17 protein-coding genes are annotated in these 18027 nt (G+C 73.9%); 2 read left to right on the forward strand and 15 right to left on the reverse strand.

Going from position 1 to position 18027, the window contains the following annotated elements; translation table 11 throughout:
- The 3 genes from FHS38_RS26910 to FHS38_RS26920 are packed head-to-tail and all read right to left on the reverse strand — an operon-like array spanning nucleotide 1 to nucleotide 3219.
- Nucleotides 1-858 carry a class I SAM-dependent methyltransferase gene (locus tag FHS38_RS26910; protein ID WP_184737778.1) on the reverse strand — a complete coding sequence of 286 codons (858 nt, stop codon included), beginning with the start codon at nucleotides 856-858 and terminating at the stop codon, nucleotides 1-3.
- Nucleotides 855-2552, reverse strand: a complete 1698-nt coding sequence (locus FHS38_RS26915; RefSeq protein WP_184737780.1) for a GH3 auxin-responsive promoter family protein — start codon at nucleotides 2550-2552, stop codon at nucleotides 855-857. The genes FHS38_RS26910 and FHS38_RS26915 overlap by 4 nt, the downstream gene beginning before the upstream one ends.
- Nucleotides 2539-3219 carry an ATP-binding protein gene (locus FHS38_RS26920; RefSeq protein WP_184737782.1) on the reverse strand — a complete coding sequence of 227 codons (681 nt, stop codon included), beginning with the start codon at nucleotides 3217-3219 and terminating at the stop codon, nucleotides 2539-2541. The genes FHS38_RS26915 and FHS38_RS26920 overlap by 14 nt, the downstream gene beginning before the upstream one ends.
- 489 nt (nucleotides 3220-3708) lie before the next feature.
- On the opposite strand from FHS38_RS26920, the gene FHS38_RS26925 reads away from it, so the two are divergent.
- Entirely contained in the window at nucleotides 3709-4245 is a 537-nt protein-coding gene (locus tag FHS38_RS26925; protein WP_184737784.1) for a GNAT family N-acetyltransferase, read from the forward strand.
- A 441-nt stretch (nucleotides 4246-4686) separates the two neighbouring features.
- Entirely contained in the window at nucleotides 4687-4980 is a 294-nt protein-coding gene (locus FHS38_RS26930; protein ID WP_184737786.1) for an ArsR/SmtB family transcription factor, read from the forward strand.
- Between the two features lie 354 nt (nucleotides 4981-5334).
- Here FHS38_RS26930 and FHS38_RS26935 read toward each other — a convergent pair whose 3' ends face one another.
- The 12 genes from FHS38_RS26935 to FHS38_RS26990 all read right to left on the reverse strand — a co-directional run bounded on the left by FHS38_RS26935 (nucleotide 5335) and on the right by FHS38_RS26990 (nucleotide 17893).
- Complete coding sequence (locus FHS38_RS26935) at nucleotides 5335-6066, reverse strand: restriction endonuclease (RefSeq protein ID WP_184737788.1); 732 nt, start codon at nucleotides 6064-6066, stop codon at nucleotides 5335-5337.
- The gene (locus tag FHS38_RS26940; protein ID WP_184737790.1) at nucleotides 6063-6272 is read right to left on the reverse strand and encodes a hypothetical protein; all 210 of its coding nucleotides are present in this window, start codon (nucleotides 6270-6272) and stop codon (nucleotides 6063-6065) included. The genes FHS38_RS26935 and FHS38_RS26940 overlap by 4 nt, the downstream gene beginning before the upstream one ends.
- 262 nt (nucleotides 6273-6534) lie before the next feature.
- A complete protein-coding gene (locus tag FHS38_RS26945) occupies nucleotides 6535-8118 on the reverse strand; it encodes an ABC transporter ATP-binding protein (protein ID WP_184737792.1) in 1584 nt (527 codons plus the stop codon).
- Nucleotides 8115-8906 carry an ABC transporter permease gene (locus FHS38_RS26950; RefSeq protein WP_184737794.1) on the reverse strand — a complete coding sequence of 264 codons (792 nt, stop codon included), beginning with the start codon at nucleotides 8904-8906 and terminating at the stop codon, nucleotides 8115-8117. Before FHS38_RS26950 ends, FHS38_RS26945 begins: the two co-directional genes overlap by 4 nt.
- Complete coding sequence (locus FHS38_RS26955; protein ID WP_184737796.1) at nucleotides 8903-9886, reverse strand: ABC transporter permease; 984 nt, start codon at nucleotides 9884-9886, stop codon at nucleotides 8903-8905. Before FHS38_RS26955 ends, FHS38_RS26950 begins: the two co-directional genes overlap by 4 nt.
- Complete coding sequence (locus FHS38_RS26960; protein WP_184737798.1) at nucleotides 9883-11445, reverse strand: ABC transporter substrate-binding protein; 1563 nt, start codon at nucleotides 11443-11445, stop codon at nucleotides 9883-9885. The genes FHS38_RS26955 and FHS38_RS26960 overlap by 4 nt, the downstream gene beginning before the upstream one ends.
- A 130-nt stretch (nucleotides 11446-11575) precedes the next feature.
- Nucleotides 11576-12361, reverse strand: coding sequence for a class I SAM-dependent methyltransferase (locus tag FHS38_RS26965; protein ID WP_184737800.1), 786 nt, complete (start codon nucleotides 12359-12361; stop codon nucleotides 11576-11578).
- Nucleotides 12358-13608: an MFS transporter gene (locus FHS38_RS26970; protein WP_184737802.1), complete on the reverse strand. Its 1251-nt coding sequence runs from the start codon at nucleotides 13606-13608 to the stop codon at nucleotides 12358-12360. The genes FHS38_RS26965 and FHS38_RS26970 overlap by 4 nt, the downstream gene beginning before the upstream one ends.
- A complete protein-coding gene (locus FHS38_RS26975) occupies nucleotides 13592-14734 on the reverse strand; it encodes a dipeptide epimerase (RefSeq protein WP_184737804.1) in 1143 nt (380 codons plus the stop codon). Before FHS38_RS26975 ends, FHS38_RS26970 begins: the two co-directional genes overlap by 17 nt.
- Nucleotides 14731-15819 (reverse strand): PLP-dependent cysteine synthase family protein, encoded by a 1089-nt coding sequence (locus tag FHS38_RS26980; protein WP_184737806.1) that lies wholly within the window; start codon nucleotides 15817-15819, stop codon nucleotides 14731-14733. The genes FHS38_RS26975 and FHS38_RS26980 overlap by 4 nt, the downstream gene beginning before the upstream one ends.
- The gene (locus FHS38_RS26985) at nucleotides 15816-16640 is read right to left on the reverse strand and encodes a Rossmann-like domain-containing protein (RefSeq protein ID WP_184737808.1); all 825 of its coding nucleotides are present in this window, start codon (nucleotides 16638-16640) and stop codon (nucleotides 15816-15818) included. The genes FHS38_RS26980 and FHS38_RS26985 overlap by 4 nt, the downstream gene beginning before the upstream one ends.
- Nucleotides 16637-17893, reverse strand: coding sequence for an ATP-grasp domain-containing protein (locus FHS38_RS26990; RefSeq protein WP_184737810.1), 1257 nt, complete (start codon nucleotides 17891-17893; stop codon nucleotides 16637-16639). The genes FHS38_RS26985 and FHS38_RS26990 overlap by 4 nt, the downstream gene beginning before the upstream one ends.
- Nucleotides 17894-18027 lie beyond the last annotated feature (134 nt).

The raw sequence follows: 18027 nt of genomic DNA on the forward strand, positions 1-18027 counted from the left end.
TCAGCGCTTCCGGCCGTGGACGAAGAACACCCGGCTGACCCCGGGCTCCGACCGCGGGACCACCCGGTCGGGCCAGCGCCCGAAGTCGGCTCCCTCCTCGCCCGGCTGCACCGCCCGCACCTCGTAGCCGTGGCGTGCGAAGAGCGCCTCGGGATCGTCCGTGCCGGAGATCCAGGGGCAGCCCCAGCCGGCGAAGACGTCGAGGAGACCCTTCATATGGGGCTGGGTGAGGGCGGCTTCGTTGACGAGGTCGGCGGCGATGGTGCTGCCCGGCGCCGAGATCGCGGCGATACGCCCCAGCACCCGGTCGACCTCGTTCCCGGGCAGGTAGTAGAGCAGCCCCTCGACCAGCCAGACCGAGGGGACGGCCGGGTCGTACCCGGCCTCCCGCAGATCCCGCTCCCAGTCGGGCGAGGTGAGGTCGACGGCGACCTCGCGCCGGTCGACGCGCGGCGTCTCGGCCCCCAGCAGCCGCCTCTTGTGGCCGAGCACCGCCGGGCGGTCGAGCTCGAACCACCGGACGTGGCCGGGCCAGTCGAGGCGGTGGGCGCGCGAGTCCAGGCCGGCGGGGGCGAGCACGATCTGGGTCGTCCCCGGGGCGGCCGCGGCCCGCTGGAGGAGGTCGTCGAGGAACCGGGTGCGGATGGCGTTGTAGTCGGGGGTGCTCGGCAGCGTGCCGTCCTCACCGGGCGTCACGGCCGCGGCGCGCACCTCGCCGAGCAGGGCCATGCCGGTGTCGCCGCACAGGGTCGCGGCGTAGGGGTCCTCGTAGAGCCGGTCCTCCCGTCGGGTCTCCACGGCGCGGAGGGCGGCGGTGAGGAGCGCGGTGCGCTCGACGGGGTCGTGCAGTGCGGTCACGGTTCGTTTCTCCCCAAAGGTTCGTTGGACGTGGGCGTGCCTTCGGTCAGCCGGGCCCACTGCTCCGGGTCCTGCCGGAACAGCCGGTCCTTGACCTGGGTGGGCCGGGTGCCGACGGCGACGGTCCGCTGCCAGTCGCGCAGGAAGGCGTCCGCGTCGAGGCACAGCAGGGACGGCGCCCCGAGCCGGTTCCCGTCCCGCGCCTGCCGGTATCCGGCGGACTCGCCGCGCAGGGCGTCGTCGAGGCGTGCGGTGAAGCGTTCGCGTTCCTCGTCGTTCCAGGGGGTGCGCGGGGCGACCGCGAACTCGTAGCGCGACCGGTCGACGCGGCAGGCGACGTTGTGCAGTTCGAGGCCGCCCGCGCGCAGGGCGGTCTCGACGGCCCGGACGACCTGGGCGTCGCGCAGCCGCTCTCCCGCGTGGTCGGAGCGGTTGCCGCGGCCGGTGTACTCCAGGCGGGGCACTCCCCCGTCGTGGTCCACGACACGGACCACGTCGCCGACGGCGTAGCGGTAGAGCCCGCCGACGTGGCTGAAGACGACGTGGTAGTCGCGGCCCGGTTCCAGCTCGTGCGGCCCGAGGGTCGCCGTGTCCGGGGCGAGGTCCTCGTCGGCGTCGGCGAACTCGTACACCGAGGCGGTGACGACCAGGCTGCCGGCGGAGGGGTGCCGGTCCAGGGCCACGCCGACGGGTCCCTCGGAGGCGGCCACGGGCGCGGGCAGCACGGTCACGCCGGGGCCGAACTGTTCGCGGAGCCTGGGCAGATAAAGCCTGGCCAGGCCGGTGGTCCAGCAGAAGATGGCGCGCATCCGGGGCCAGATGTGCGACGGGCGGACGGTGCCGTGGCGCTCGGCGAGCCGGTCGAGCGCTGCCGCGCGCTCCGGGTCGGGCGCGCCGTGGGGATGCCCGCCCAGGGTGCCGTCGCGGATCTCCTTGACGATCCGCGGCCACCACAGGTTCAGCTGGTACGGCAGGGCGGCGACCATGGCCGGGTTGATGCCGATCACGCAGCGGACGTCGTTCTCCACGGCGAGGCGGAGCCGCAGATACATCTTCTCCAGGTGCTCGCCCGCTTCGACGGGGACCGGCAAGGTCGCCCAGGGGGCGCCGGTACCGGGTTCGGCGGAAAGCGGCTCACCGAACCTCTCGCCGAAGTCCACCTGGCTCGCGCCCACGTGAGGGCGGCCGGAGGCGGTGGTGGGCGGGGCCGCCAGCGGGTCGTGCTTGAGGTTGAGAACGGCGCCGGGGTGCTGGAGGACGTCCGGGAAATGCTCGATGAGCGGCGCCCACGCCGCGTAATAGAAGGGGAAGAACGTGGTGCGCATGAAGCGCGGCGTGACCGGGATCTTCTTGTGGGCACCGGTGCTGCCGCTGCTGGTGAAGAACACGGCGGGCTGATCGGCCGTGAGGACACCGGTCTCGCCTGCCGCGGCGCGCTCGATCCAGGGCTCCAGGTCCGCGTACGTCTGCACCGGGACGGCTTTGCGGTAGTCGTCCAGGGTGCGGATGGCGCCGAAGCCGTGCCGTTTCCCGTATTCGGTGCCGGAATTGAATTCCAGGAGGTCGGCCAGGACAGCGCGCTGGTGGCCTTCGGGGTCGGCGAAGGCGGAGCGCAGCCGGGCGCGTTCGGTGAGGACCCGCTCTCGATAGCGGCGCACCCGGCCCGGGTCCGCCCAGGATTCAGCCAAGCTCATCGACAAGCACTCTCCGTATGGATTCGGCGGTGTGCACGGGGTCGTTCTGTTCCTCGACGACGGTCACCGGCAGGTCCCGGATTTCGTCCCACATGGCCTTGGCGAGGTCCGTCTGGTACCGGTGGAACTCGTCCCGGCGGGGCTGCGGGCCGTAGTACTCCAGCGGGTTGAGGTCGGCGCCCTCACGGCAGCGCTGCCAGGCCGTCTCGGGCGTCACATCCAGGTAGATCACATGACGTGGCCGGGGAAAAGAACGCCACCAGGCGAACATGGGGTTGTGGTCCGCCGCCCCGGCCAGCCGGCATTTGGCGAGGTACTTGTAGTAGTACGAGTCGACGACGGCGGGCACCCGGGGATCGGAGCGCAGCAGCTCGTCGCGGAGATGGACGACGGCCGTCTGCACCATGGTGGTGAGAAAATCCGCCGACCATGCCTGCCCGTTGGGCGCGACCTCCCGGACGAGCTCCCGTCGCAGCCGGTTGAGCAAGGCGTGCTCGGGGGCCAGCAGCGTTCCGTCGACGGACAGCGTCCGCCATGCCGGAGCCTCCCGGCCCAATTCGGCCAGCACCGTGGACTTTCCGGCATGGTCGGGGCCCAGCAGGACGCAGAACGGCGGCTGTCCGCCGTCCGTACCACGATGGGGCCCGGCGACGGTGTCGGTCGTCATAACAGTCCCCATGCTTTGTCCAGGAGGTCGGGCACCTCGTCGTCGGACGCTCCGGTGGTCAACGCGCGCGTGGACATCCGCTCCCCTTTCTCGACGGCGCAGAGAAGGGGCGTCGACGCCTCACCGGCGCTGGTCACGATCCCCCCTCGGAACAGCAACAGCCAGCGAAACACGAACGGAACTAAGGAATTTGCGAGACTTCGGCCCCTTCGAACCGTTCGGGCCCTTCGGGTGGTCCGCCCGGCGCCGGCGCGGATGGTGCGCCGATACGCCTGTACGCCGTCGGGGGCGGCGGACACGAGCCCGCCGCAGGCGGCCTCCGTCTCCGGCGCGGGAACGACGGCGGCCGGGCGCGGGGCGGGCAGCACGGCCCGGGCCGCCGGCGCGCGCCAGGCCATCGCCGCGGGCTGACCTCGCACCGGGCTCTTTCTCGATGATCGGCTGAGCAATCGCTTGGCCGGTCCTCGGAGGAGAGATCATCATGTGGGGATGTCTCACAACCAATCCTTTGCAGCACCGGCTGTAGTGCGGCTCCCTCGGTACACGAAGACGGAGCAGGACGAGATCCTCGGCGACGGCGACGATCCCTTCGGTGTTGCCGCGGCGGGTCTGACCTGGCTGCCCAAAGAAGAACACTTCGGCATCAGACACGGCGACCGGCTGGTGGCACACGCCGGCCTCCTACGGCTGCCTGTTGCGATCGGCGACACCCGGACCGAGGTGGTGGGCGTCGGCGGGGTGGCCGTCGCACCCGACATGCAAGGCCAGGGGCTGGCTCGGCTCGTCGTCACAGCAGCACTCGACCACGCTCGCACGATGGGTCCTCAGCACGCACTCCTGTTCTGCCGGCCTCCCCTCGTGCCGCTGTACCAGCGCCTCGGATGGCACCCGCTCGACAAGGACGTGCTCGTCGAACAACCGGAAACCCGCTTGGTGACCATGCCGCTGCGGACCATGGTGACGCCCCTGCGCGACAAGGCGCACTGGCCTTCGGGGCCAGTGCGCCTGCTCTCCCTCCCGATGTGACGGGCCCCTGCCGCACCGGTGTCAGCACTCGCGGGGTTGGCCAAGGTCGGCGACGCTGTCATGGGCGCGGCCGTGGCGGAGCGACGCGTGGTTCCCAGGTGCCATAGGAGGGTGAGGGCAGTTACGCCGGCGGCCACCAGCCCCAGTTCGGCCGGGGCAAGCCCGAACCCCTCCTGCGCCGGCGGGGCTGAGGGAGATGAGCCGGTGCTGCTGGGGGACGACGATGACGCCGACGGTCACACCCCAGACCACGGCCCAGACCAGGGCGGCGGCGAGGGCTCGGGTCGCCGGCGGGGTCAGCAGCAGAGCGAGAGCCCCGAGTGCGAGGGCGCCGGTGAGGACGCGCGCGGAGTCGTGGCGGTCGACCAGGCGCCCGGCGGCGATGTTCCCGGCCAAGACGCCGACGCCCCAGGCCAGCAGAATCAGGGTCGGGAGCGATTCATGGTGGAGGTGCTACGTGCGCTCGCTGATCCGGTGCGGCTGGAGATCGTCCAACGACTCGCCGGGACCGGCGAGGAGAGCTGCAACGCCATCGGCAGCGACCTGGACGTTCACCAGACAACGCTGTCCCACCACTACCGGGTGCTGCGCGAGGCGGGCGTCACCTGGACCACCGTCAAGGGCCGGTCCAGGCTGGTGCGGCTTCGCCGCGACGACCTGGACGTCCTGTTCCCCGGCCTGCTCGACTCCGTACTGAACGGAGCTCGCCCCGTACGTCCAGCCGCAGAAGGCTGACGCCCGCACCGTCGCCGCACTCGCTGTGGCCTCGCCGAATCCCTCCTGCCGACCTGCGAGGGAAGCGGCTTCCCCGTACTCGCCGAGTGCTGCCTCTGCCGAGCGGACTTCGCTGATCGCGCCCGGTCGGGCCCGGGGGCCCCTTGCGGGCGCTCTACGGATAGCGACCGGGCCATGACGCCGGGGCAGGCAGTGGGAGAGGATCCGACGATGGTCAATGCCGGCACGTACCCGTTGGAGTGTCCCCCGCCAAGGCTGCGGACTCCATGTGAGGCCTGGTGTCGCCGACGGCCGGGGACGGTGATGTCGGGCAGGACCCGGACCGTGCAGAGGCAGCCCGCAGTCGCGGGCTGCTCAGGAGAGGGCGGTCGGTTTGCGAGGCGGCGGGAGGGCTCGGAGCAGTTCCCATAAGGAGTGCGAGCCGGATGCCCACACGGCGAGGGTGTGGCGGTCGACCACATGGAGGCGTTGCTGCTTGGCGAAGGCCACGGCGGGCGCGGTCACCCGGCCGTTCGTCACCATCACCGCGACGTCGGCGCCGTGGACCTGACGGGCGGTGCCGTTGAGGACCTGGAGATCCGGCGTGCCGACCGCGGAGCCGGCGAGACCGTTGCGGCGGTGTTTGCACTGGATCACCCAGCGCCGCCCGTAGGGGTCGGTGGCCTTCACATCAGCGCCCAGGTCCCCGCCGCCCCCGACCCGGACCGCGTCCGGGCAACCGTCACGGCGCATCAGGTCCCGCACCGCGTCCTCGAACCTGGAATGGTGCAGGGCGTCCAGCTGAGGCAGGCCGTACCGCAGGCCCTGCGCGCGTACCGCCTCCCACCGGGCCCTCTGCTGCTTCTGGTAGAGCCGGCCGCCGCCGGTCATCACCGCGAGCGCGCCGACGACGATCAGGATCCACCAGTGGGCCAGCAGCCAGCCGACGACCGCCACCACCAGGCCAACGGCCAAGGCCGCGGCCACGAGGAGACCGATCAGCCGGTCGCCCGCGTGTTGCCGCCGCTTGCCCGGCCTCCGGGTACGCCGCCGCGCCGGCGGGCGCCTGGTCGTCGCCGCCCGCCCTTTACGGGCGCGGGGGCTCATCGGCTGGCCTGCGTGACGCCGCTGGCGAGCTGACCCAGGATCTCCAGGATTCCCTGACCGACCGGGGTGGGAGCGAGCAGGACGCCCAGCGCCAGGACGATGACGACGGTCATCTTCTCGTCGAAGCGGCTACGGGCCTCCGTACGCCGGCGCAGCCGGAAGAAGACGATGACCGCGAGCAGCACAGCCACGTTGATGGTCAGCAACTGCCTACGCCCCCCCTGCACACCTGACCGACATTCCAGTGTGGGTGGCAAGGCGCCACCCCAGCCTTCTTGTGTACCGGGGCCCCAATGATGTTGTAAGCGGGTTGTCAGCGAATGGCACAAAGCCATCGGACCTGGCCGAATACCGTGCGGCCGGGCGTGCCCCACTGCCTGGGGTGTCAGCCGGAGCGCCGCGCGGGTAGGCCGCGATGGCCACGGTCGGCGCGGAGAGCCGGTCGGGCACCGGGCGCCTTGGGCGCCGCTACGGGCGCGCCGCGCCCGAGCCCGTGCGGGCCGACGAGTCCGCTTCCGTCAACGCGCGAGTGAACCCGTGGCGAGGAGCCGCCAGCACCCGCGTCGCGTCGCCCTGTTCGACGATCTCGCCGCCGTCCAGGACCGCGATGCGGGTCGCGAGGGCCGCCGTGTCCAGGTCGTGGGTGACGAGGACGAGCGCCGGGCCGTCCGCCTCGCGGGTCAGGTCGGTCAGCAGCCGGAGGATGCCGCGGCGGGTGACCGTGTCGAGGCCGGAGGTGATCTCGTCGCAGATCAGCACCCGGGGCCGGGCGAGCAGTGCCCGTGCGAGTGCGGCGCGCTGGAGTTCGCCCCCGGAGAGCCGGCCGGGCGGCCGCCGGGCGTGTTCCTCGCTCAGCCCCACCCTGGCGAGGAGCGCGCGGGCCTCCTCCTCGGCCGCGCGCGGCCCGATGCCGCGCAGCCGTACGGCCGTACGGGCCACCTGGTCCAGCACGGGCCGGTACTCGTCGAAGGCGGCCCGCGCGTCCTGGAAGACGTACTGCACCGCCGCCAGTTGGGCCCGGCTGCGGCGCCGCAGGCTGCGGGGCAGGGGGGAGCCGTCGAGGCTCACGACCCCGTCGTACGTGGAGTGGAGCCCGGCGAGGCACCGGGCCAGGGTGGTCTTGCCGCTGCCGGAGCGGCCCACGACGGCCAGGCACTCGCCCGCGCGGAGCGTCAGGGAGGCGCCGCGGAGCAGATCACCGGTGCCGCGGTGGCGCGCGGTGACGCCTGACGCGGCGAGCAGCGGAGGCCCCGACGACACAGGCGGCGGCGTACCGGCGGCGTCCCGAGGCGCCGACGCCGCCTTCTCCTCCCCGTACAAGAGCTCACGCGTCCATGGATGCCGGGGCGCGGCCCACACGTCCTCCACCGCCCCCGACTCGATCACCCGCCCCTCCCTCATCACCAGCACCTCGTCGGCCAGCTCGCGCACCACGGCCAGGTCGTGGCTGAGCAGCACGACCGCGATGCCCTGCCCGGCGACCGCGGCCAGCTCGGCGACGATCCGGCGCTTGGTGAGGGCGTCCTGGCCCGTGGTCGGTTCGTCCGCGACCACCACGCGGGCGCCCAGCAGGAGGGCCTGGGCCAGCACCACGCGCTGTTGCTGGCCGCCCGAGAGCTGGTGCGGGTAGCGCGCCAGGACCGACCGGCCGTCGGGGAGTTGTGCCGACGCGAGGGCCGCCAGCACGCGCTCGCGCGCCGCCGCGCCGCGTGCCCGGCGGGGCAGGGAGCGGACGCGGTCACGGGCGATGTCGCGCAGGAGGGCGCCGACGCGGCGGGCCGGGTTCAGGACGGACGCCGGGTGCTGGGGTACGTACCCCACGAGCCCCTCGGCGACCCGTACGTCACCCGTGACCCGCGCACCCGCCGGGTACTCGCCGAGCAGCGCGAGGCCCGTCGTCGTCTTTCCGCTGCCGGACGCCCCGACGAGCGCCGTGACCCGGCCGGGCCGGGCCGTCAGGTCCACGCCGTCGACGACGGCGCGGCCGTCGATCTCGACCCGGAGTCCTCGGATCTCCGCCCCGGGACCGGGTCCGTTCGCCGCCTTGCTCATGACCGTCCTCTCCTTTTGGCCAGCCCCGCGTCGAACAGCAGATTCGTTCCGACGGACAGGGCCACGATCAGCGTTGCGGGGACCACCACCGCCCACGGCGCCACGAACAGTCCGGTGCGGTTGCGGTCGACCATCACCGCCCAGTCGGCGGTGTCCGCTTCGACGCCCACCCCCAGGAACGCGGCCGTCGCGACCAGGTACAGCGCGCCCGTCAGCCGGACGCCCGCGTCGGCGGCGAGCGTGCGCGCCATCGAGCGCCCGACGTACCCGGCGGCCATCCGCCACCAGGTCTCGCCCTGCATGCGCAGGGCCTCGACGGCGGGGCGGGACGCGGCCTCGGCGGCCTGCGCCCGGACGATCCGTGCCGCGTCGGGCACGGTGACGAGTGCCACGAGCAACGCGAGCCCGGTGGTCCCCGGTTGCAGGGCCGTCGCGACCAGGAGCACGAGAAGCAGTGAGGGGACGGCCAGCAGCACATCCAGGGGGCGCATCAGGGCCTCCTCCAGCCACGGCCGGTGGGTGAGCGCGGCCGTGAGACCCACCGGCAGGGCCACCGCGTACGCCAGTGCCGTCGCCGTGAGCGACACGAGAACGACGGACCGGCCGCCGAGCAGCACCTGGCGCCACACGTCCCGGCCCACGAAGTCCGTGCCGAGCCGGTGCCCGTCGCCGAGGGTGAAGGACGTGCCGCGCGCGCCCGCCTCGCCCGCGAACCAGGGGCCCAGCAGGGCGAGGAGCAGCGGGATCCCCACGATGACCGCGCCGGACAGAAAGCGGTGGTGCCTCACGCCGCCACCCCCGACCGGGGGGCGAAGCGGCGCGCGACCAGGTCGGCCGCCAGGTTGAGCACGACGGCGACGAGGCCGAAGACCACCGCGAGGCCCTGCACCACGGGGACGTCGCGGGCCGCGACCGCGTCCATGAGGACCGTGCCGAGGCCGGGGACGACGAACAGCGCCTCGACGACGATCACACCGCTGAGCAGCCAGTCGACGGTCCGGGCGAGTTGCTGGGCGGCGGGGGCGACGGCGTTGGGCAGGGCGTGGGCGTAGCGGACGCGGGCGCCGGAGACGCCGTACCGGCGGGCCTGGGCGGTGTACGGCGCGGCCAGCGCGTCGATCATGCCGGCCCGTACGAGCCGGCTGAGGGAGCACACCGGGCGGGCCAGCAGCACCAGGACGGGCAGGACCAGCACCGCCGGGTGGGCGAGCAGGTCGGTGCCGTAGCCGACGGCGGTCGGCGGCAGCCAGCCCAGGCGCAGCGCGAAGACGGTCACCAGCAGTACCCCGAAGGCGAATTCGGGCACCGCGTACACCGCGAGCGTCAGCGAGCTGACGGCCCGGTCCACGGGCCCGCCCTCGCGCCGGGCACCCAGCACACCGAGGCCGACGCCGAGGGGTACCAGCAGCGTCACGGTGAGCGCGGCCAGCAGCAGCGTGGGCCCGAAGCCGTCGGCGAGGGCGGAGGTGACGGGGCGTCCGGAGGCGAGCGAGACCCCGAGGTCCCCGTGGAGCAGGCCGGTGGTCCAGTCCGCGAGGCGTTCGTGGGCGGGCCGGTCCAGGTGCAGCGCCTCACGGATCGCGGCGATCCGGGCCGGGTCGGGGTCGTCGCCCGCCAGCGCCACGGCCGCGTCGCCCGGCAGTGCCTCGGTGAGCACGAAGACGAGCAGCACCACGGCCGCGGTCTGTGCGAGGCCGAGCAGCAGCCGCCGGGCGGCCCAGGAGCGCCACGGGGACGCCCCCGCGGGCCCGGGCGGGGCAGCGGTCACGCCAGCCACACGGTGTCGAAGCGGGCCCAGTCCAGCGTGTTGGCCGGGGCGTCGCCGGCGACGCCCCGCACCCTGCGGGCGGTGCCGACGATCCAGTCGGCGAACCCCCACACGAGGAACCCGCCCTCGGCGTGCAGCCTGCGCTGCATCCGCTCGTAGAGGGCGTTGCGCTCGGAGGTGTTCTTCGTCGACTGGAGGCGCTGGTAGAGGGCGTCGAAGTCCTTGTGCCGCCAGTGCGTGGCGTTGGTGGTGGAGTCGGTGAGCAGCCGCTGGGAGATGTGCGACTCGATGGGCATGGCGCCGGAGCGGTAGCTGGACAGGGTGCCGGAGTCGAGGATGTCCTTCCAGTAGCTGTCCTTGTTGCCGGTCTTCACCTCGATCGTGACGCCCGCCTTCTCGGCCTGGTCGCGGAAGATCCCGGCGGCCTCGACGAAGCCGGCGGCGACCGGCGAGGTGTCGAGGGTGACCCGCAGGTCCTCCGCCCCCGCCCGCTTGAGCAGATGACGGGCGCGGTCGAGGTCCTGGGTGCGCTGCGGCAGCCCGGCCGCGTAGTGGGTGTAGCCCTTGCCGAAGAGGTCGTTGCCGACCTCCCCGGCCCCGGACAGCGCCCCCTTGACGAGTTCCGCCCGGTCGGCGATGAGGAAGAACGCCTCCCGCACCTGCGGGTCGTCGAACGGTGCCCGGTCGGTCTTCATCGCGAAGCCCTGCATGGCGCTGTTGCGCAACCGTACGATCTCGACCTGCCCCTTCCCTTCGTGGGCACGGGCGGTGGTCGGATTCAGTTCGTGCGCGTACTCGACCTGGCCGCCGAGCAGGGCGTTCACCCGCGCGGATTCCTCACCCGCGACGACGAACTCGATTTCGTCCAGGTGGGGGGCGCCCTCCCAGTAGGCGTCGTTGCGGCGGAAGACCGCGGAGCGGCCGGGTGCGAAGGACACGAAGCGGAACGGGCCCGAGCCGACCGGCTTGTCGAAGCGCTCGGTGCCCTTGGGGACGATGTACGCGCCGAACGCGGCCAGCACATTGGGGAATTCGGCCGTCGGCCGCTTCAGCCGGAACTCGACGGTACGGGCGTCGACCGCGCGGCTCTCGGCGAGGTCGACGGGTTCCAGGGACGCCTTGGCCCGGTACGCCTTCTTGGGGTCGGCGATGCGGCGGTAGCTGTAGAGCACGTCCTCGGCGGTGACGGGCTTGCCGTCGTGGAAGACCGCCTCGCGCAGGGTGACCGTCCAGCGGTCGAGCCCGGAGTTCGGCTCCCAGCGGGTGGCGAGGCGCGGCCGGGCGGACATGTCGGAGCCGTAGTCGGCGAGCTTGTCGAACAGCGCCTTGGCGCGGGCGGCGTCGACGAAGAGGTTGCTGAGGTGCGGGTCGAGCGTCTCGGCGGCGCCACCACCGGCGAAGGCGGCCCGGAGGCGGCCGCCGCGCCTGGGCTTGCCGCCCTGGTCCTTGCCGGACTTGAGGGCGGGTCCGCCGCCGCACCCGGCGAGGGTGAGCGCTGCGGCTGCGCCGCCGGTCGCGGCGAGGAAGCCGCGGCGGTGGAGGCCTGGGTAATCGTGCATGGGTGCTCCTGGTGGTGGGTGACTGTGGGTGTCCTCAATCGCCGGACGGGCTGGATTTCACCGCCGGTCCGGGCGACACATGAGCCCGTCCGGCGATTGAGGACCGGGGGTCCGGGGGCGGAGCCCCCGGTCAGGTCCGGCGGGCCACCACGTGCAGGCGGTCGCCGTCCGCACCGCCCGTCGGGGCCGGGCCGCCGGACCGCCACGCCGGCTCCGTCCGCGGCCCGGGGCCGTCGTGCAGCTCCAGCACCGTGAAGCCGTGCGCGGCCAGCGCGTACCGCAGTTCCTGGGGGAACAGCAGCCGCCAGGCGGAGCGTTGCTCCACCGGTGGCGCCCCGTCGTCGGTCGTCCAGACGCGGCGCCGGCACAACAGCTGCGCGGCCCGGTCGACGCGCAGCCTCGTGACGTGGCGGTACGTCGTGCCCTGCCACGTGAACGAACCGGTCGCCGGCGCGTCCAGCAGCTCCGTACCGCCCAGGAAGAACGCCCCGTTGCGCATCTCCGCGACGAGCAGCCCGCCCGGCGCCAGCGCCCGCCGGCACGAGGCCAGCAGCCCGTCGAGGTCGTCGTTGGTGTGGCAGTACAGCAGGGCGCTGTCCAGGCAGACCACGGCGTCGAACGCCTTCGCGCCGAGGTCGAAGCCGCGCAGGTCGGCGCGGACGTACTCCGGGCCCGGGTGGTGGGCGCGGGCGTGGGCGAGCATCGCGTCGGACAGGTCCGCGCCGGTGACGTCGTACCCGGCCCGGTGCAACCATGCCGCGTCACGGCCCGTACCGCAGCCGAGGTCCAGGACGCGGGGCCCGGCGGTGTGGGAGCGCAGGCAGTGCGCGGCCCAGCGCGCGGCCAGGTGGCCGGGGTCGGGGAATCTGGCCTCGTACAGCGCGGGGTGGTCGGTGAGGAGGTTCGCGTCGGTCATCGTGTGGCTCCCACGGGCCGCGGCGGCAGGGCGCGCAGCCGGTGCAGCCAGGCGACACCGCCCGCCGACGCGAGTCCGAGGGCGAGGCAGCAGGCCCACGGCAGCCACGCGGCCCCGCCGCGCCCGCCCGCGTCCATCGCCCAGCCGACGACGGTGTTGCCCACGGCCGCGGCGATGCCGGAGACGACGTAGAAGATCCCGAAGTAGGTGCCGGTCAGCTCGGGGCGGCCGAACGCGGGGATCAGTTCCATCACGAACGGCTGCGCCACCATCACCCCGAGGTACAGCAGCAGTGCCCCGCCCAGCACCGGCAGCAGTCCGAGGGCCGCCCGGGCCGCGCCGCCTGGCTCCGCGGCTCCCGCCACGGCCATGGGCGGCAGGAACGCGAGTCCCATGAGGGCGAGCCCCGCGCCGATCCATGCCGCCCGGCTGCCCCGGTCCTTGAGCGCGCGGGTGACGCGCAGTTGCAGGCCCAGGTTGGTGAGGGTGCCGACGAGGAAGACGATCCCGGCCGCGCCGTCCCAGCCGGTGGCCCGGCGGGCGCCGTCGGGCAGCAGGAGGTAGAGCTGGTTCTCCATGGTGAACATGCCGACCATGGCGAGCGAGAACGCCAGGAAGGCACGGTTGGAGAGGACTTCACGCCAGTCGGCGAGCACACTGCCGCCGGTGGGCGTCACCTCGCGGGCGGGCAGGACGAGTGCCTGGGCGACGGTCAGCAGGGCGAAGATGCCGGCGGCCGTGAGCGCCGAGGCACGGAAGTCGACGAGCAGCAGGGCGCTGCCGAGCAGGGGGCCGACGAGGGCCCCGGTCGTCGCGAAGACGTTGAACAGGGCGAACGCCTCCGCCTTGCGCTCCCCCGCCTCCTGCGCGAGATAGGCCCGCACGGCCGGGTTGAACAGGGCCCCCGCGAGTCCGCTGAGGACGGATGCGGCGAGCAGCACCGGCAGTCCGTCGCCGAGCGCGAAGAGGGCGAAGCCGACGGTGCGCAGCGCGCATCCGGTGATGATGACGCCGCGCGCCCCGAGCCGGTCGGCGGCCGAGCCGCCGACGATGAACAGGCCCTGCTGGCTGAGGTTGCGGACACCGAGGACGATGCCGACGACGGCCGCGGACATGCCGAGGTCCTGGCCGAGGTGGGTGGCGAGATAGGGGATGAGCAGATAGAAGCCGGTGTTGACGCCGAGCTGGTTGACCAGCAGAAGGCGGATCGCGAGCGGGAAGCCGCGTATCTCATGCCACGTGCGCACGGTGCGGTGTCTCCTTGGAGGGGCCGGGTATGCCGGGGGCGGGCGTGCCCGTGGTGGTCGTGGCTTCGGACTCGGGGGCGGGGCCGGGCTCGGCCCGGCGCACGCCGAGCCCGGCGCGGTCGGCCGCCCGTACGGTCCCGTCGGTGCCGCCGATGCCCTGCCAGGGGTCGTGGGCGAGCAGCAGGTGGCCGTCGAGGTCGACCCAGCGGGCCCGGTCGGCGAGGTGGACGGCGGGGGCGATGCCGAGCGAACTCGCCGTCAGACAGCCGAGCATGAGGTCGGTGCCGCTGCCCTCCAGCGCCTCGGCGATGCGCAGCGCGGCGTGGGGGCCGCCGCACTTGGCGAGCTTGACGTTGACGCCGTGCACCCGTCCGGCGAGGCGGCGCGCGTCGTCGAGGCCGACGGCGTCCTCGTCGGCGATGAGGGGCAGCGGTGAGGTCCGCGCGAGGCGGGCGAGCGCCTCGGGGTCGCCGGGGGCGGTGGGTTGCTCCACGGCCTCGACGCCGAGTTCGGCGAAGCGCGGCAGCAGTCGCTCCGCTTCGGCGGTGGTCCAGGCGCCGTTGGGGTCGAGGAGGAGCCGCGCGTGGGGGGCTCCCTCGCGTACGGCCCGCACCCGCGCGAGGTCGTCGGCGGGGTCCGGCGAGCCGCCCTTGACCTTGATGACGGTGAAGCCGCTGTCCGCCAGGCAGCGGGCCCGCAGGGCGGCCCGTACCGGCGAGGTGATCCCGATGGTGCGGGCGGTCGCGGCGGCGGGCGGGGCCTGGGCGCCGAGCAGTCGGTGGACGGGGGTGCCCGCGCGCTTGCCGACGAGGTCGAGCAGGGCCGAGTCGACGGCGGCGCGTACCGCGGGCGGGGTGTCGTGGGGCAGCAGTCCGCCGTCCCGGGACGCCTCCAGCGCGCTCTCCGGCTCGGCGAACCGCCCGAGTTCCACCGCCGCCTCGCGCAGCAGCCGCCCGAGGGTGTCGGTGTCCAGCCCGTAGTACACGCTGGCCACGGCCTCGCCGTGGCCGCGCGCCCCGCCGTGCTCGACGGACAGCCACACGGCGTCCCGGGCGTCCATGACGGACCGGGAGATGCGCAGCGGCTCGGCGAGCGTCAGGCGCGTGGTGTGCAGGGTGCTCTTCACGGGGTGCCTCCGCAGGGGGTGCCGGGTGCCGGGTCGGTCACCGTCGCGCACCGCGCCCAGCCCGTGGCCTCCGCCGCGCGGGGGTGCGGGATCTGCACGGGGCGGGTGACGGCGGCGGCGAGGTCGAGGCCGTGGGCGGTGGTGAAGTCGTCGTCGTAGAGCGTGCCGAGGTAGCGGTGCGGGCCGTCGGGGAAGACCGTGGCGACGACGGCGCCGGGGTGGACGCGGGCCGCCCAGGCCGCGACGAGTGCGACGGCGCCGGTGCTCCAGCCGCCGCTGACGAAGTTGGCGCGGGCCAGGCGCCGGCAGGCGCCGGCCGCCTCGGCGGGGCCGACCCAGTGGACCTCGTCGAAGGCGTCGTAGGCGACGTTGCGCGGGTGGATGCTGCTGCCGAGGCCGCGCATGAGGCGGGTCCGGGCGGGCTGGCCGAAGATGGTCGAGCCGGTGGCGTCGACGCCGATGAGCCGCAGCGCCGGCCAGTGGCGGCGCAGTGGTGCGGCGACACCGGCGCTGTGTCCGCCCGTGCCGACGCTGCAGACGAGTATGTCGAGGTGGTCGAGCGCCCCGGCCAGCTCGGCGGCGAGCGAGGCGTAGCCGGCGACGTTGTCGGGGTTGTTGTACTGGTCGGGCCAGTACGCGCCGGGGTGCGCCGCGAGTACCTGGCGCAGCCGGGCGAGCCGGGCGGCCTGCCAGCCGCCCTCGGGGGCCGGCCGGTCGACGAGTTCGAGGCGGGCGCCGTAGGCGCGCAGCAGCTGCCGCATCGAGGGTTCCAGCTCGGTGTCGCCGATGAGGACGACGGGGTGGCCGAGGGCCTGTCCGGCGAAGGCGAGGCCGATGCCGAGCGTCCCGGAGGTGGACTCGACGACGGGTGCGCCGGGGAGGAGCTCACCGCGCTCCCGGGCGCCCATGAGCATGGACACGGCGGCGCGGGCCTTCATGCCCCCGGCGCCGAGCCCTTCGAGCTTGGCCCAGAACCCGGGGTGGGGGAAGGGGAGTTCGGCGGTGACGCGGGCGAGCGGGGTGCGGCCGAGGAGGGCGAGGAGGTCACGGTTGGCCGGTGGTGCGGCCAGCAGCGCGGGGGTCATCGGGTGCCTCCGTAGCGGTGGATCACGCCGGGTCCGCCGTCGAGCCAGAAGAAGGGGTAGGGCTCGGCGCACACCGCGCCGACGCCCGCGCCGAGCAGTCGCGGCAGGACGGCGCTGCCCGTCTGCGCGAACATCACGAGCGGCGTGCCGTGCCGGGCGGCGTGCTCGCGCAGCGCCTCGAAGGTGCCGTTGCCGAGGGTCATCCCGGAGGCGAGCACGGCGTCGCAGCCCGGGAGTTCGGCGAGCGCGTCGGTACGGACGCGCTCGCCCCACTCGGTGGTGCCGCCCTTGAGGTCGCAGGGCACGTAGTCGACGCCCCGCGCCCGCAGGGCCTCCAGCAGGGAGTTGACGACGCCGACCACGAGGACGCGGCCGGGGGCGTCGCCCAGCAGGTCGACGACACCGCGGGCCCGGGCCCGCGACTTGCGCAGCGAGCTGCCGGCGGGCAGCGGCCAGGGGCTCGCGCCGTTGGCGGGGGTGTGCGGGGCGACGTGCATCAGATAGGCGTCCAGGGCGGCCACCCGGACGGCCTGGACGGGGTGGGCGAGGAGGGTGGCGACGCTCGCGCCGACGCATTCCTCGATGGCGGCGGCGGGCAGCGCGCCCGGCTCGACCGCGCACGAGCCGACGGCTTCGCCGAGGCGCAGGCTGAGCACCTCGTTGCGGTAGCCGCCGCTGCGCCCGTCGTGGCGGACCGCCTGGCTGGTGGTGAAGGCGACGCTGATCCGAGCGTCGTGCGGGGGCGGGCCGAACTCGCCCGCCCGTACGCGCTGTTCGAGGTCGGGAAGGGAGGTGGCGAGCGGGATGTCGGGCACGGTCACGGCTGCACCATCCGGGGGCCGAGGCCGGCCAGGAGCCGCTCGACGTGACCGCGCGCGCCGGGCCCGTCGGGGTCGGCGGCCATGACGTGGCCGAGGTAGTCGTTGTTGCTGCCGCTCGCCTTCACGGTGGCGCCGGGGTGGGCGAGGTGGGTTTCCAGCACGCCGGGTTCGTCGTCGAGGCCGTCGGCTCCGTCGATGCCCGCCAGCGTGCCGGGGGCCTCGGGGACGAGGAAGCCGATGGCGGCGCTGCGCAGCCCGGTGGCGCGGACGGTCAGGTCGGGCCTGAGACCGAGGGCGACGTCCACGCAGGCGGCGGTGAGGTCGATGCCGGTGACGTGGCGGACGAGTTCGGTGATGCGGTTGCCGGCCGGGCGGGGATTGACCTCGACGACGCGGGGGCCGTCCTCGGTGAGCTTGATCTCGGTGTGGGCGACGAGGCCGTCGAGCCCGAGGGCGTCGAGGGCGCGCAGCGCGGTGTCCGCGGCGGCGCGGGCGGCCTCCTCGGGGAGGTCGGCGGGGAACATGTGGCCCGTCTCGATGAACGCGGGCGCACCGCCGACGCTCTTGTCGGTGACGCCGACGACGTGCGCGGTGCCGGCGAACGAGACGGTCTCGACGCTGACTTCGGGGCCATCGAGCAGCTCCTCGAGCAGGACGACGGGGTCGCGTCGCTGGCCGCGGGCGTTGACGGGGAAGTCGGCGAGGGCGCGGTAGGCCCCGGCCAGCTCCGTCTCGTCGGCGACCATGCGTACGTACATCCCGGCGCACAGGTCCACGGGCTTGAACACGAGGGGGTAGCCGAGGTCGCGGGCCGCCCCGGCGGCGGCCGCCCAGTCCGGGCAGAGCGCGAAGCGCGGGCCGGGCAGGCCGGCGTCGGCGAGGGCGCGGCGGGTGGCGTCCTTGCGGCAGGCGGCGGCGACGGCCCGCTCGGCGGGGCCGGGCAGGCCGAGGTGGGCGGCGATCCCGGCGGCGGTGGGGAGGTAGTAGTCGCAGGAGGTGACGACGCCGTCGAAGCGCAGCGCGGAGTGCAGCCGCTCGATGTGCGGGAGCAGCGCGTCCGGATCGTTGGTGTCGGCGGTGACGACGTTGCGGGCGGCGAGCAGCGGGTGGGCCGTGCCCTCGGGGGCGGTCCGCAGGTAGTGGTGGAGGTCGCGGGTGAGGAAGGTGAACTCGTGGCCGCCTTCGCGGATCGCCCGTGGCAGGAGTCTGCTCATCGATCCGACCCAGCTCTCGACCATCAGCAGATGTCCCACAACTCTCCCTTGGGGTGGCGCTGTCCGGGGGTGGGGCATGCCGAGGAGAGCCCTCGGGGCCCGGGTCCCGTCTTGACTGAGCCCACACGTTATCGATAATCGTTTTCATTGTCATCTGTCGTTCCATCAGCCAC

The organism is Streptomyces netropsis (assembly GCF_014203545.1).
GTDB classification, from domain to species: Bacteria; Actinomycetota; Actinomycetes; order Streptomycetales; family Streptomycetaceae; genus Streptomyces; species Streptomyces netropsis.